General features: G+C 39.0%; 15 protein-coding genes. 2 read left to right on the top strand and 13 right to left on the bottom strand.

The window, feature by feature from the left end; genetic code table 11:
• Positions 1–3: 3 nt before the first annotated feature.
• The 4 genes from rbsD to xseB all read right to left on the bottom strand — a co-directional run bounded on the left by rbsD (position 4) and on the right by xseB (position 3893).
• Positions 4–423, bottom strand: coding sequence for a D-ribose pyranase (gene rbsD, locus ABN212_RS01265; RefSeq protein WP_198619348.1), 420 nt, complete (start codon positions 421–423; stop codon positions 4–6).
• A gap of 350 nt (positions 424–773) precedes the next feature.
• Positions 774–2639, bottom strand: coding sequence for a 1-deoxy-D-xylulose-5-phosphate synthase (gene dxs, locus ABN212_RS01270; RefSeq protein ID WP_198619349.1), 1866 nt, complete (start codon positions 2637–2639; stop codon positions 774–776).
• A gap of 66 nt (positions 2640–2705) precedes the next feature.
• Complete coding sequence (ispA, locus tag ABN212_RS01275) at positions 2706–3629, bottom strand: (2E,6E)-farnesyl diphosphate synthase (RefSeq protein WP_198619350.1); 924 nt, start codon at positions 3627–3629, stop codon at positions 2706–2708.
• Entirely contained in the window at positions 3630–3893 is a 264-nt protein-coding gene (gene xseB / locus ABN212_RS01280; protein WP_023580876.1) for an exodeoxyribonuclease VII small subunit, read from the bottom strand.
• 201 nt (positions 3894–4094) lie between these two features.
• On the opposite strand from xseB, the gene thiI reads away from it, so the two are divergent.
• Positions 4095–5546, top strand: coding sequence for a tRNA uracil 4-sulfurtransferase ThiI (thiI, locus tag ABN212_RS01285; protein ID WP_109371728.1), 1452 nt, complete (start codon positions 4095–4097; stop codon positions 5544–5546).
• A gap of 73 nt (positions 5547–5619) precedes the next feature.
• Here the strand turns inward: thiI and ABN212_RS01290 are convergent, their stop codons facing one another.
• The 4 genes from ABN212_RS01290 to panE all read right to left on the bottom strand — a co-directional run bounded on the left by ABN212_RS01290 (position 5620) and on the right by panE (position 8276).
• The gene (locus tag ABN212_RS01290; RefSeq protein ID WP_349442744.1) at positions 5620–6000 is read right to left on the bottom strand and encodes a type II toxin-antitoxin system YafO family toxin; all 381 of its coding nucleotides are present in this window, start codon (positions 5998–6000) and stop codon (positions 5620–5622) included.
• A 6-nt stretch (positions 6001–6006) separates the two neighbouring features.
• On the bottom strand, positions 6007–6588 hold the full coding sequence (locus tag ABN212_RS01295; protein WP_198626005.1) for a hypothetical protein: 582 nt from the start codon (positions 6586–6588) through the stop codon (positions 6007–6009).
• Between the two features lie 181 nt (positions 6589–6769).
• Positions 6770–7387, bottom strand: a complete 618-nt coding sequence (yajL, locus tag ABN212_RS01300) for a protein deglycase YajL (RefSeq protein WP_160229993.1) — start codon at positions 7385–7387, stop codon at positions 6770–6772.
• Entirely contained in the window at positions 7356–8276 is a 921-nt protein-coding gene (gene panE / locus ABN212_RS01305; protein ID WP_198619351.1) for a 2-dehydropantoate 2-reductase, read from the bottom strand. Before panE ends, yajL begins: the two co-directional genes overlap by 32 nt.
• Positions 8277–8501: 225 nt before the next feature.
• Between panE and ABN212_RS01310 the strand changes: the two genes are divergently transcribed.
• Positions 8502–8993: a YajQ family cyclic di-GMP-binding protein gene (locus tag ABN212_RS01310; RefSeq protein WP_109371718.1), complete on the top strand. Its 492-nt coding sequence runs from the start codon at positions 8502–8504 to the stop codon at positions 8991–8993.
• A gap of 71 nt (positions 8994–9064) precedes the next feature.
• Here the strand turns inward: ABN212_RS01310 and ABN212_RS01315 are convergent, their stop codons facing one another.
• The 5 genes from ABN212_RS01315 to cyoB all read right to left on the bottom strand — a co-directional run bounded on the left by ABN212_RS01315 (position 9065) and on the right by cyoB (position 14431).
• Positions 9065–10435, bottom strand: a complete 1371-nt coding sequence (locus tag ABN212_RS01315) for an MFS transporter (protein WP_198632092.1) — start codon at positions 10433–10435, stop codon at positions 9065–9067.
• Positions 10436–10609: 174 nt separating this feature from the next.
• Positions 10610–11494 carry a heme o synthase gene (gene cyoE, locus ABN212_RS01320; RefSeq protein ID WP_349442826.1) on the bottom strand — a complete coding sequence of 295 codons (885 nt, stop codon included), beginning with the start codon at positions 11492–11494 and terminating at the stop codon, positions 10610–10612.
• A gap of 11 nt (positions 11495–11505) precedes the next feature.
• On the bottom strand, positions 11506–11838 hold the full coding sequence (locus ABN212_RS01325) for a cytochrome o ubiquinol oxidase subunit IV (protein WP_006535101.1): 333 nt from the start codon (positions 11836–11838) through the stop codon (positions 11506–11508).
• Positions 11838–12449: a cytochrome o ubiquinol oxidase subunit III gene (locus ABN212_RS01330; RefSeq protein ID WP_036932890.1), complete on the bottom strand. Its 612-nt coding sequence runs from the start codon at positions 12447–12449 to the stop codon at positions 11838–11840. Before ABN212_RS01330 ends, ABN212_RS01325 begins: the two co-directional genes overlap by 1 nt.
• Positions 12449–14431 carry a cytochrome o ubiquinol oxidase subunit I gene (gene cyoB / locus ABN212_RS01335; protein ID WP_109371712.1) on the bottom strand — a complete coding sequence of 661 codons (1983 nt, stop codon included), beginning with the start codon at positions 14429–14431 and terminating at the stop codon, positions 12449–12451. Before cyoB ends, ABN212_RS01330 begins: the two co-directional genes overlap by 1 nt.
• Between the last annotated feature and the right edge of the window lies 1 nt (position 14432).

Here is a 14432-nt window from a genome sequence, read left to right on the forward strand (position 1 = left end):
CCCTCAAAAAGTCACACCAGAAAACAACACAATATTGGCATAAGGCGTACATTCACCGGTTCTAATAACAGCTTTATTTTCAGTAAGTTGCTTTTTGAATGCTTCATGTGAAACATACATTATTTGAATAGGTTTCTTCTGCTCTTGTTCTAATAAATTGAGATAAGAGAGGATTTCATTAAACAGAGAGGGATTGATGGTTTTAATTTCTTCCGCCAGCATCACCGCTTCGATTTGCATTTCATGGGTAACGGTTTGTAAGACTGACATAAAGTCAGGAATATCTTGAGTGAGAGCAAGATCAATTCGTTCAACAGAGGAGGGAATTGGTAATCCAGCATCTGCAATAGTGATTTTGTCAGTGTGTCCTAAACGTGAAATTACACTCGAAATAGGACTATTAAGTAATACACCTTTTTTCATGTTTCCTCCTCAGCGAAACGTTTCGCTGTCTACATAGTAGAAAAGAAAGGTGGGAAAACAAGTTTGATTTATTCATATTGTGAGCGTGATCGAAACGTTTCGTTGGCAAACAAAAAGAAAGAAAAATCTAACTGATTGAATAAATTAACGCTGAATGGATTCAAGAAGGAAAGAGGTTATTTTCAGTGAATTTCATAAAAATGTGATGATGGACAAGGTTGTAATAAGGGCGACAATATGGGGTGTGGAAATGTAAACCAGTATGATAAAAGTAGATAAATCACAGCCTAGAAATACATTAACCTCTCCTGTGGTTAATTAGGAGAGGTTTTTTAATCATTTTAATTCAATTAGTTAGCTTGATAAGCCTTAATTGATTTCTCAATACCTTCTGCATCTAATCCTAAGTCAGATCTGATCTCTTCTTGTCCACCTTGTGGTACAAACAGATCAGGTATACCTAAGTTTAGGACAGGTATTAAGCAACGTTCTTGCATGAGTAACTCGTTTACGCCACTGCCAGCACCACCCATAATGGCATTTTCTTCTAGCGTTACCAACATATCATGCTGTTCAGCCAGAGAAAGGATAAGTGATTTATCAAGAGGCTTGATAAAACGCATATCAGCCACAGTTGCATCAAGTTTTTCAGCAACTTCTAACGCTTCTGGTAGTAATGTACCAAAGTTTAAAATCGCAATACCTTTGCCTTGGCGACGAATAATACCTTTACCCATAGGTAGTGGACTAAGTGGTTGCAATTGTGCACCAACACTAGAGCCTCTTGGATAGCGTACGGCAACAGGACCATCTTGATAGTGATAACCTGTGTGAAGCATTTGGCGACACTCATTTTCATCACTTGGCGCCATAATGACCATATTAGGAATGCAGCGTAAGAATGAGAGGTCAAAAGCACCTTGGTGAGTTTGACCATCTGCTCCCACAATACCACCACGATCAATAGCAAATAAAACAGGCAGTTTTTGAATGGCAATGTCGTGGATCACTTGGTCGTAAGCGCGTTGTAAGAATGTTGAGTAGATAGCAACAATCGGCTTATAACCCCCAATTGCTAAACCTGCTGCAAAGGTAACGGCATGTTGTTCTGCGATCGCAACATCAAAGTATTGTGAAGGGTATTCCTTTGAGAAACGCACCATACCAGAGCCTTCACGCATAGCTGGGGTAATTGCCATGAGTTTTGGATCGGTTGAGGCTTCTTCACATAACCAGTCACCAAAAATTTTGGAAAATGTAGGTCGTGCATTAGGGCTTTTAGGTAATGTCCCAGTTTGAGGATCAAATTTAGGGACTGCGTGCCAGCTAATTGGATCACGCTCAGCAGGCGCATATCCACGACCTTTTTTAGTCATAATATGCAGAAGCTGAGGGCCTTTTAGATCACGCATGTTAGTTAATGTCTGTACTAATGCAATAACATCGTGGCCATCAACAGGACCGATATAGTTGAAGCCCAACTCTTCAAACATGGTGCCTGGGACAACCATGCCTTTGATATGTTCCTCTGTCTTTTTAAGTAATTCTTTAATGGGTGGAATACCTGAAAAGACTTTTTTTCCACCTTCACGCAAGGTGGTATACAGTTTGCCAGATAACAATTGCGCAAGGTGATTATTCAATGCACCAACGTTTTCTGAAATCGACATCTCATTGTCATTAAGTACAACGAGCATATCTGGTTCAATATCTCCTGCGTGATTCATTGCTTCAAAAGCCATACCCGCAGTAATTGCCCCATCACCGATCACACAAACTGTTTTTCTGTTCAGCTTTTCTTGTTCAGCGGCGACAGCCATACCTAAACCTGCACTGATAGAGGTTGAAGAGTGACCGACACAAAGTTTGTCGTATTCACTCTCTTCTCGCCAAGGGAAGGGGTGTAACCCATTCTTTTGACGGATAGTATCAATGCGGTCACGGCGACCCGTTAAGATCTTATGAGGATAGGCCTGATGACCAACATCCCAAATCAGGTTATCAAAAGGGGTTTTATAGACGTAATGAAGAGCAACCGTTAACTCAATAGCACCTAAACCTGAGGCGAAGTGACCACTTGAGCGGCTGACACTGTTAAGAAGAAATAGCCTTAGCTCATCACAGAGTTTAGGTAAACTCTCTTTTGGTAATAGGCGCAAATCTTCTGGTGTTTCAACCAACGCCAATGTGGGATATTTTTCGATATCAATGCTCATGTGATGCCTATTAATTAATCACTTGTAATAGGGAAAGAACAGGTAAGCTGCTCTCTTTATTTTTTATTAGTTTTTCCGTTCGACGATAAAACTCGCTAATTGTTTAAGCGTGGTCGTATCGTACTCGTATTGCTCAAGAAACGCTAAGGCATCCAGTGCTTCGTTATACAATTCCTGTGCTTTCTTTTGAGCTTGCTCTAATCCAAGGAGGGCTGGATACGTGCTTTTTCCTGACTCTTGGTCGCTACCTTGACGTTTCCCAGTTTCTTCCGTACTGCCAATGACATCTAAAATGTCATCTTGTACTTGAAATGCAAGGCCAATAGAGTGGGCATATTTATCTAGTGCGGGTAATACATCATGGCCTTTTGAGCCAGCACTAAATGCGCCTAAGCGAACAGCTGCACGAATTAATGCACCTGTTTTGTGTAAATGGATTTTTTCAAGAGATGCGAGGTCAATCGATTTATCTTCGGCTTCAAGATCAAGTGCCTGACCGCCACACATACCTGCAAGCCCGCTGGCTGTTGCTAATTCAGAAATCATTGCAACACGATCAGCCATTGCAACATCAGGCATTGGATTTTTTGCTAAGATCTCAAAGGCGAGTGTTTGTAATGCATCACCCGCTAAAATTGCGTTGGCTTCGCCAAATTCAATATGACATGTAGGCTTACCACGACGTAAATCATCATCATCCATCGCAGGCAAATCATCATGAATGAGAGAATAAGCGTGAATACATTCCACTGCGGCGGCTGGTGCATCAAGGTTAAGTGCGGGGACTTTAAACATTTCACCCACTGCATAAACAAGGAAAGGACGTAAGCGCTTTCCACCTAAAAGAGCACCATAATGCATGGCTTTACCTAGAGGCATGTCAGTGAATGGTAAAGCGGATAGCGCTTGGTTTAATGCATGATCAACACGCTGGTGGGCGGAATCTAATTTCTGACGGAACGCATCCGTACTTGAAGTTGCGTTACTCAATTATTCTGCCTCTTGGATAAAATCATCAGGAGTTGCATTATCGTCTTCTTTTAGAAGAATACGAACACGCTGTTCAGCGTCTTGTAATGTTTTTTGTCCAACACGGGCTAGACGAACGCCATGTTCAAACTCATTAAGCGCTTCTTCTAAAGGGAGTTCACCGGATTCTAAACGGTTTACGATTTGCTCAAGTTCTTGCATAGATGCTTCGAAACTTGGTGCTTGTGCGATGTCTTCGTTAATTGGTGTCGTTTTCTTAGCCATAATATTTTTGATAATAAAGCATGTTAGCGCTGAATAATAGCGATCATCTTACTACAAGTGAGAAGAAAATTTCTTATTCAGTCGATGATTTTTGCGGGTGAGCCCTAAATATTGGTGATATACTTTGTGACTTTTATAAACTCCAGTCAATTAACATCACTGTAGTTTATGTTTCTACTTAATAACCTATGACCATTGACTATGAAGTTTATTATTAAATTATTCCCCGAAATTACGATCAAAAGCCAATCTGTTCGTATACGTTTTATCAAAATTCTCACTAGCAATATTCGTAATGTACTTAATACATTAGGTGATGAAATCACAGTTGTCCGCAATTGGGATAACATTGTTGTTGTGAGTAAAGATGAAAGCAAAAGTGAAGCGGTATGTGATGCATTAACACGTATTCCTGGTATTCATCACTTTTTACAAGTAGAAGAGCATCCGTATACTGATTTACACAATATTTTTGAGCAAACTTTTGCGGCATTTAAGCATTTAGTTGAAAACAAAACATTTTGTGTTCGTGCCAAACGTCGTGGTAAGCACAGTTTTACTTCAAATGAAGTTGAGCGTTATGTTGGTGGTGGTTTTAACCAACACGTTGAAAGCGCAAAAGTGAAATTAACGCGTCCAGATGTCACCATCAATTTAGAAATTGAAGATGACAAACTTATTTTAGTGAATGCGCGCTATGAAGGTATTGGAGGTTTTCCAATTGGTACACAGGAAGATGTTTTATCACTGATCTCTGGTGGTTATGATTCAGGTGTATCAAGCTATATGTTAATGCGTCGTGGTAGCCGAGTTCACTATTGTTTCTTTAACTTAGGTGGTTCTGCCCACGAAATTGGCGTTAAACAAGTTGCTCATTATTTATGGAACCGTTTTGGCCGTTCACATAAAGTGCATTTCGTTGCTGTTGATTTTGAACCTGTTGTCGCAGAAATCTTAGAAAAAGTCGATGATGGTCAAATGGGTGTTGTATTAAAACGTATGATGGTACGTGCCGCATCCCGTGTTGCAGAACGCTATGGTGTCCAAGCGATTGTAACGGGTGAAGCATTAGGCCAAGTTTCTAGCCAAACTTTAACTAACTTACGTTTAATTGATAATGCGACTGATACGTTAATTTTACGCCCTCTTATCACGCATGATAAAGAGAACATTATCAATATCGCCCGCCAAATTGGTACAGAAGATTTTGCTCGTACAATGCCAGAATTTTGTGGTGTTATTTCAAAAAGCCCAACAGTGAAAGCAGTAAAAGCGAAGATCGAAGCGGAAGAAGAGAAGTTTGATTTTTCTATTCTTGATAACGTTGTTGAAAACGCCAAGAATATGGATATTCGTCGTATTGCAGAAGAAACCGTACAGCAAGTTACTGAAGTTGAAATGGTATCTGAATTTGGTGCTAACGATGTTATTTTGGATATCCGCTCACCTGAAGAGCAAGAAACTTCGCCATTAAAGATAGACGGTGTTGATGTTAAAGAGTTACCTTTCTATAAATTAAGCACCCAGTTTGGTGATTTAGATAAAGCCAAAACTTATTTGCTTTATTGTGATCGCGGAATGATGAGCCGCTTACAAGCGCTGTATTTGCGTGAGCAAGGTTTTGAAAACGTTAAAGTATATCGTAAAAAATAATACGCTAACGATTTGATCTTACGAATAAAAAAGCCACTGAAAAGTGGCTTTTGGGGTTACTGATAATAGCTTATTAGAAATTATTTTGAAATTCTTCTGCTCTTTTCTCTAATACAGCCAGAAATGATGTTTTTGCTATCTCATGAGCATTGGGCGACATAATAGCAATAATTTGATATCTGTTTGGGTAAAGCCAATGTTGACAGTAAACTAAGTAATGATTTGATTTTCTTTGTATTTGAGGTATCTTTTTATTCCATCCTGGTTCAAGTGGCATTCTAATATGTATTTTAGAAATAAGAGATTGACATAACTTGGCATTATTTTCCCAGCGACCATTGGCACCTAAATAATTAGATAATATATTGTCTTCTTTCCAAAGTTTTAATAAGTGAGCATATTCATTGGCGATAGTTTTATGTTCAATATCAGGATGTATTGATATTTGAGTCATAAAATATCAATTACTATGAAATTTAGGTATATCAAGCCCTAATTTTATATGCTCAGATTGTATTAATCTCTGCATTTCAGCATTAGTTACATTGGGTTTTTTATTTGTTGTTTTTAATGGCTGATGAGTTTGTTCTATAAATGAAACAATCTCAGTTAATACACTTCTATACATTGCTAAAGAGCGACCAAATAAAAGAATGCTTTCTTTTTTTGAGATATCGTTATTTAAAAACGATGCAAGGACATTTTTTATATCAACTAAAGAGGTATCTATATCTTTTATATTTTTATTTATTTGTTCATAAATGTGTTGGCTAATAAATAAATTTTCATGGTTTTCCCATTCTTTTTTTAATCTAGTTAAGTCACTATTGAGTAACTCAGCTAAAGTGCTCATTTTTTCAGTAGCATCATCAATCGGAATAGCAACAAGTTGATTAGATACAGGAGATGCAAAAGAGTATTGAATATTGGGGATCAACGATGATTGTTTATGTCTAAAACTTTCAGCAGGAACAGTGGCTAATCCCATAGAAATTAGAGTAACAAGTTTAGGTAAGTTCTTGCGGTATTGAAGAGTTTTCATTTTGCCACATCCTTTAGAAGTTGGTTCTATTTTAACCTCTCAACACTTATTTTAAAATCTGATATGAAGAAATAACGACTGAAATAGGTCTTAAAAATTAATCCCCAACTAATAAATAATATACCTATTAATAAGATAAATGAATTAGGTGGGGATATTTTGTTATGAGTGTACAGTTTATCTATTTATCCCCAAATCCTGTAAATTCATCTTGATAATTATAAATACCGGGTGGTAATACAAGCTGTTTGGCAACATCTGCTGCAGCTTCTTTGCCTTTTAAGCGTTCGATAATTTTTAGTGCAAAATCGATAGATGTTGCTGGAGCTTGGCTGGTAATTAAGTTAACTCTTTCATCATAATAGACGCGATAATCAACCCATTTTTTCGATGAGATTTTATCTTTTAATGCAGGAAAACCCGTCATATTGCCGATGGGAAAAATATTATGAGATTCAAGGATCATTGCGGGTGCTGCACAAATCGCAGCAACAAGCTTATTCTCACTGTGCATGCGGCGTACTTTCTCAACGACTAAAGGGCTGTCTCTTAATGTTTCAGTACCTTGTAATCCACCGGGTAGAATAATAACGTCATAGTGGTGATCGACAACACGAACTAAGGGGGCATCTGCGACAAGTTTTATGCCTCGTGAACATGTAATTATAAGTTCATCAACATCATCTTCTGCACTTGCAAGCACGACATTAATACCTGCCCTTACCAGCAAATCTGCGGTAGTCACGACTTCAGTTTCTTCACTTCCATTAGCTAGGCAGATGAGCGCTGATATGGTCATAATTGCCTTCCTGTTGTTTAATAAATTGAAAAAGGTGGTTATTTTCTGGCAATACAAGCCCTTGTTCTGAAGCTCGGCGTAATAAATAACCCGTAATATAGTCAATTTCTGTATGGCGTTGATATTTCACATCTTGATACATAGAGGAATAGTTATTTGCCGTTTGTTCTATCGTATCAATAATATAGCCATGAAGATGGGCTTGAGATGTTGGTATAACGCCTTCACGTTCCATAACTTGATAAACTTCGTCACATACTTTTTGAATATGTTCAGGATAACGCAATAAATCCCCATTACGGCATTGATAATAAACAGTAAGAGGGTTGATAACACAATTAACAGCAAGTTTTAGCCAACTAATTGTATGAATATCATTGTGCCAAGCGACATCGGGTAAAGCATGATGCAAGGTTTCTGCTAAATAGCTATATTGTTGAGCTACATGGTTTAATGGACCTATATGTGTTATTCCTGTTGCGGTATGAATAACATCTTGTCCTTGTTGATAAGCACCATGAGTAATAATACCTTGTAAAATAGGTCTGATGACTGAGTGTTGTGTTGCTGTTAATTCATCGGCAGTACCCATACCATTATGAATTAATAAAATAGGACATTGTGCAGAAAGATAAGGCAATAGCGCATTAACCGCATCTGAAACTTGCCAAGATTTTAAGCAAACAATTAATAATTCACTCTGTTTTAACCATTCCAGTTGATTAGCGATAATGCGCTGATAAAAAGGCTCGCCATTAATATTATCAACACTCACGTCTAAAAAAGGCTGAGGTATTCTTAGCCAACCTTGTACTTCATGAGATTGACGTGTTAAAGCTGCAACCCAAAGTTTACCAATCGAACCACACCCTAAAACGGTAATTTTCATTGTGCCTCTTTTTGCAAATCGTAATAGCGTAAGGTGGCTACTGACGGTCATTAGACTATTTAGCTAAAATTATAACATTGATTATACTTCTCTGTTTAAAGTATGTTTGCGCTTTACTGTAAGAGGAAATTAAAGGGATAAATTTGTTATTGAATGTGCAATGCTTTTTTGCAACCCTAAAAGAAGCTATTATTCGGGTTGTATTTATTTATTGAGGAAGAAAGAATGCCATCTTTTGATATCGTATCTGAAGTTGACTTACATGAAGTGCGTAATGCGGTGGAAAACGCACAACGTGAACTGACTACTCGTTGGGATTTTCGTAACGTTGAAGCAAGCTTTGAATTAAACGAAAAATCAGAGTCAGTGAAAACGACCAGTGTATCTGAATTTCAGGTTCAACAATTATTAGATATTCTGCGTGAGAAAATGGCAAAAAGAGGGATTGATGGTGCGGTATTAAATATCCCTGAAGAGATGACTCACAGCGGAAAAATGTACAGCGTAGAAGCCACCTTAAAACAAGGTATTGATTCAGCATTAGCGAAGAAAATTGTTAAGCTGATTAAAGATAGTAAATTGAAAGTACAAGCCCAGATCCAAGGCGAGCAAGTGCGTGTTACAGGTAAATCCCGTGATGACTTACAAGCTGTGATGAAATTAGTAAGAGAAGGTGAATTAGGGCAACCTTTCCAATTTAACAACTTCCGTGACTAATTGTTTATCCATTGAGTCATAAAAAAATGCGCTGAAATAAACAGCGCATTTTTATTTGGATTTATTGATATTTAAACAGAAGACACTAAAGATTCTAATGTTGTTCTTGGTGTTTGTTTAGTATCAACCTTGATATAAGCACTCTGTTCATCCGCCATAATCATAACTTCATTAACACCTGGTTGTTGCTTAAATAATTGTTGTAGTTGCTGTTGTTGGCTTGAAGATAGATTTTCAGGTAATTCAACGCGTAAGCTACTGACATAAGAGGGTTGGCGTAATGTTAGGCTAATGAAAAACCAAATAATGCCAATCATTAAACAGCCTAAAAATACAATTTGTGCACTATAATGCTGGTAAAGCCATCCGCCTAAAATTCCGCCCAATGCCACACCTAAAAATTGGCTGGTGGAATAAATTCCCATAGCTGTACCTTTATAACCTGCTGGCGCTTCTTTACTGATTAATGAAGGAAGGAGGGCTTCCATAATATTAAAGCCAATAAAGAAGACCTGAATACCCGCAATAATTAACCACAAGCTAGAGCCTGAAATAATAAGAATTGCCTGAGCCACAATCAGTAAGAAAATACAGAATAAGAACACTTGTTTCATTTTTCGTTTCTTTTCTGCATAGATAATAAAAGGCAATACTGTAATAAAGGCGATAAGCATAGTGACAAGATAAACAATCCAATGTTTCTCTTTTGCTAAGCCAGCTTCACTCATGACAAGAGGAAGCGCAACAAAGGCTGCCATTAATAAAGTATGTAGAGAAAAAATACCGGTATTAAGCTTAAGAAGTTGTGCATCAAATAAGACTTTTTTGACACTGCCACGGACAAAACCAGATTCTCGATTAAGAATATGATGTTCACTGTTCGGTACAGTAAAAAGCGTAATAATAATGCCACCAAAGGCGAGTAGGGCAATGCCCCAAAAAAGACCTTGTAAGCCGAAAATATGCGTTAAAATAGGTCCTAAAACTAAGGCTAAAGCGAACGTTATCCCAAAGCTAATACCAATAAAGGCCATTGCTTTTGTTCTATTTTGTTCCCGCGTTAAATCAGACAATAAAGCCATTACTGCTGCTGAGATAGCTCCCGCTCCTTGTAATGCCCTACCAATAATAATGCCGTAGATATTGTCACTGAGAGCTGCAATCAAACTACCAATAATAAAAATAATTAAGCCGAAAACAATTATCGGTTTTCGGCCGAATTTATCAGAGAAAATACCAAAAGGAATTTGGAATACCGCTTGTGTTAATCCATAAATACCGATGGCTAATCCGATGAGTGATTCTGTTGCGTGTTGTAGTTGAAGCCCATAGGTGGTTAAAACTGGGAGTACCATAAACATGCCAAGCATGCGAAGAGAAAAAACAGTGCCTAGTCCCCATGTTGCTTTGCGCTCTAATGGGGTCATTTTATTATCATTCATGGATTACCTCGTATTACTGATATCCCCATTGTAATGGCATTTCTTAGTGAGGTTAATCAATAAATGGGATACAAAAAAGACAAAACTGTACTGATATTATGTGAAGTCATAAAAGAGATAAAAAAAATACCAGTCAGAAGGCTGACTGGTATTTGGGTTACTTTAGTAAATACATTATCTTAGATACGCAAGAACCGCTTCTGTTGAGCTTGTTGGATCAACAGACATCATTACGCTTAATGAAGTGATTGCGACAATAGAGAAAATAAATAATTTTCGTGCCCACACAATATCATTGGTTGCTTTGTAACCAGATAAAGCCATGCCTAACCACCAAATACTAACGGCTGAAGCTACAATCAGGTATTTATAACCCGCGTAACCGACTAATGTCAGCATTAAGGTTGCAACCATAAACGCCAGAATATAGAGAATGATATGACGTTTAGCTACTGAGATCCCTTTAATCACAGGTAATACAGGGATATTTGCAGCTTGGTAGTCTTTAAAACGGAAAATAGCAATGGCATAAGAGTGAGGCATTTGCCACAAACTAAAGATAAGTAATAGGATTGCCGCGCCTGCATCAAATTCACCGCTAACGGCACAATAACCGATAACAGGCGGTGCAGAGCCAGATAAGCTTCCAATCAGTGTGCCATAAACAGATTTACGCTTCATATAGAGGCTATAAACCCCAACATAAATAATAAAACCGAATACAGCGATAAACATTGCAAGTGGGTTGGCTGCTACATAGAGCAGCACAACACCTGCAATACCTAAAACTGAGGCATAAATCAGGCTAATTTGAGGGTCAATTAATCCTTTAACTAATGGACGATTCTTCGTTCTTTCCATGATACGGTCAATATCACGGTCAATGTAGTTGTTAAAAACACAACCAGAAGCAACGACCAGAGACACCCCAAGTAGAGTCGCGAAAAATAGGGAGTAATCAATCTCACCCTTAGAAGCGAGAAGAAAACCACCTATTACAGAAATTAAATTTCCGAAAATAATTCCTGGTTTGGTGACTTGTAGGTATTGCTTAATCATAGCGACAACTCTTAATCCATCATCATATTGATGTTCAGGTTGTACATAATCCACAACGAGCCTACGACAACAATGCCGATAATAAGCAGTGTGAACAGGAATGCGACGACGTTCCAGCGCTCTTCTGATGACGTATTCATATGCAAGAAGCAGACTAAGTGAACCACAATCTGCACAACTGCCATACCGACAACAGTCCATAGAATTGTTGCTGGTGTCGCTGTTCCTTCCATCACCATCCAAAATGGAATAACGGTGAGGATAACAGACAGAATAAAGCCGATCAGATAAGACTTCATGCTGCCGTGGCTTGCGCCTGAAGGAGAAGTATTTGGATGACTCATTACATCGCTCCCATCAGATAAACTACGGTGAACACACAGATCCAGACAACGTCAAGGAAGTGCCAGAACAGACTTAAACAGCTTAAACGAGTGCGGTTAACTTCAGTTAAACCACGGCGTGATACTTGGATCATCATAATAACAATCCAAATTAAACCCGCAGTTACGTGAAGACCGTGCGTTGAAACTAATGCAAAGAATGCAGATAAGAATGCACTGCGATCTGGGCCATAACCTTCTGCTATTAGCTCATGGAATTCGTAAACTTCCATGATGACGAAACCTAAGCCGAATAAGAAAGTCACAAATAACCATAGATTAACTTGGCTAACGCTACCTTTATTCATGCTCAGCATAGCGAAACCAAAAGTGATACTACTAAATAGCAGTAAGAAGGTTTCAACTAAAACAAACGGTAAGCTAAAAATCTCTTTACCTGAAGGACCATCCGCAATCCCGTTAACAAGCACCGCATAAGTGGCGAATAAGCTGGCAAACAGGATAAGGTCGCTCATTAGGTAGATCCAGAAGCCGAAAACTTTCGTTGCTCCTGCATCGTGGTGCCCATGATGCTCATGGGCGTTTGTGTTATTTACAGTTTGAGTAGACATTATTTCACACCTGCTTTTTTCAGTTCTTCATAATGCTTATTCTCGAGAGCTTCAATTTCAGGTACTTGGACATAGTAATCCACATCTGTATCAAAGCTTTTCACGATCCAAGTGACAATCATGCCAGCGAAACCAACGATAGCTAACCACCAGATATGCCAGATCATGGCAAAACCAAGGACTAAGCTAAATGCTGAAATAATCACACCCGCGCCTGTATTTTTAGGCATATGGATAGGTTCGTATTTAGCAGGGCGCTGATAAGCTGTGCCTTTTTCTTTCTGATCCCACCACTCATCACGAGTTTGAACATTAGGTTCAACGGCAAAGTTATAGAACGGAGCAGGTGAAGAAATTGACCATTCCAGAGTACGTCCACCCCATGGATCACCCGTTAAATCACGGTTTTGATCACGGTCACGGATACTCACGTAGATTTGAACAACTTGGCAAGCGATACCGATAGCAATCAGTGCAGCACCACCAGCAGCAACAAGCAGCATTGGGTTAAATTCTGGATTGATATTTTGGCTTAAACGACGAGTCATACCCATAAAGCCAAGAATGTACAGTGGCATAAAGGCCATAAAGAAGCCGATAAACCAGAACCAGAATGCACGGATACCCCATTTTTCATTCAGAGTGAAACCAAATGCTTTAGGGAACCAGTAAGTCATACCAGCGAAACAACCAAATACTACACCACCAATAATAACGTTATGGAAGTGAGCGATTAAGAATAAGCTGTTATGTAAAACGAAGTTTGCACCCGGAACGGCTAACAGAACCCCAGTCATTCCTCCAACAGAGAAGGTGATAAGGAAACCGATAGTCCACAGCATTGGGCTTTTATATTCGATACGACCTTGATACATCGTAAACAGCCAGTTAAAGATTTTAACCCCTGTTGGTATAGCGATGATCATCGTGGCGATACCGAAGAAGGCATTGACGTTGGCGCCAGAGCCCATGGTAAAGAAGTGGTGTAACCAAACGATAAATGACAACACGGTAATAACGACAGTTGCACCAACTAAAGAGGTATAACCGAATAACCGTTTTTTAGAGAATGTTGCTGTAACTTCAGAGAACACACCAAATACTGGCAGAACGAGGATATAAACTTCTGGATGACCCCAAGCCCATACAAGGTTGATGTACATCATCATGTTACCGCCCATATCATTGGTAAAGAAGTGCGTACCAAGATAGCGGTCTAAAGTTAACAGCGTAATAGTGACTGTTAAAATTGGGAATGCAGCAATAATTAGGACGTTAGTACATAAAGCTGCCCAAGAGAATACTGGCATTTTCATCATGCTCATACCCGGTGCACGCATACGCAGGATAGTCGCGAAGAAGTTAACCCCCGTTAGAAGCGTACCAATACCGGATATCTGTAAACTCCATATCCAATAATCGACCCCGACTCCTGGGTTATACTCCAAGCCAGAAAGTGGTGGATAAGCTAACCAACCTGTTTGTGCGAATTCACCAATACCTAAAGAAAGGTTGATTAGTACCACACCAACTACAAAGAACCAGAAGCTCAGTGAGTTAAGGAAAGGGAAGGCCACATCACGAGCACCAATTTGCAAAGGTACAACAAGGTTCATCAGACCCACAACGAAAGGTGTTGCCATGAAGAAAATCATGATAACGCCGTGTGCGGTAAAAATCTGATCATAGTGATGAGGTGGTAAGAAACCAGCTTCACCTGCGGAGGCAAGCGCTTGTTGGCTTCTCATCATAATCGCATCGGCAAAGCCACGGAACATCATGACCATTGCAACAATGATATACATAATACCAATTTTTTTATGGTCAACGCTGGTTAACCATTCGCTCCATAACCATTTCCATTTGCGGAAATAAGTTAAAGCGCCAACAACAGCAAGTCCACCAAGAACAATACCGAGTAAAGTGACTACGATAATGGGTTCATGTAGCGGGACTGCATCGAGAGTTAATTTTCCGAACATG

This window comes from Proteus genomosp. 6, from assembly GCF_040139785.1.
In the GTDB taxonomy this organism is placed as follows: domain Bacteria; phylum Pseudomonadota; class Gammaproteobacteria; order Enterobacterales; family Enterobacteriaceae; genus Proteus.

Coding starts and splice junctions, on each gene's coding strand:
- rbsD (WP_198619348.1), bottom strand. CDS start 423: ATGAAAAAAGGTGTATTACTTAATAGTCCTATTTCGAGTGTAATTTCA.
- dxs (WP_198619349.1), bottom strand. CDS start 2,639: ATGAGCATTGATATCGAAAAATATCCCACATTGGCGTTGGTTGAAACA.
- xseB (WP_023580876.1), bottom strand. CDS start 3,893: ATGGCTAAGAAAACGACACCAATTAACGAAGACATCGCACAAGCACCA.
- thiI (WP_109371728.1), top strand. CDS start 4,095: ATGAAGTTTATTATTAAATTATTCCCCGAAATTACGATCAAAAGCCAA.
- ABN212_RS01290 (WP_349442744.1), bottom strand. CDS start 6,000: ATGACTCAAATATCAATACATCCTGATATTGAACATAAAACTATCGCC.
- ABN212_RS01295 (WP_198626005.1), bottom strand. CDS start 6,588: ATGAAAACTCTTCAATACCGCAAGAACTTACCTAAACTTGTTACTCTA.
- yajL (WP_160229993.1), bottom strand. CDS start 7,387: ATGACCATATCAGCGCTCATCTGCCTAGCTAATGGAAGTGAAGAAACT.
- panE (WP_198619351.1), bottom strand. CDS start 8,276: ATGAAAATTACCGTTTTAGGGTGTGGTTCGATTGGTAAACTTTGGGTT.
- ABN212_RS01310 (WP_109371718.1), top strand. CDS start 8,502: ATGCCATCTTTTGATATCGTATCTGAAGTTGACTTACATGAAGTGCGT.
- ABN212_RS01315 (WP_198632092.1), bottom strand. CDS start 10,435: ATGAATGATAATAAAATGACCCCATTAGAGCGCAAAGCAACATGGGGA.
- cyoE (WP_349442826.1), bottom strand. CDS start 11,494: ATGATTAAGCAATACCTACAAGTCACCAAACCAGGAATTATTTTCGGA.
- ABN212_RS01325 (WP_006535101.1), bottom strand. CDS start 11,838: ATGAGTCATCCAAATACTTCTCCTTCAGGCGCAAGCCACGGCAGCATG.
- ABN212_RS01330 (WP_036932890.1), bottom strand. CDS start 12,449: ATGTCTACTCAAACTGTAAATAACACAAACGCCCATGAGCATCATGGG.
- cyoB (WP_109371712.1), bottom strand. CDS start 14,431: ATGTTCGGAAAATTAACTCTCGATGCAGTCCCGCTACATGAACCCATT.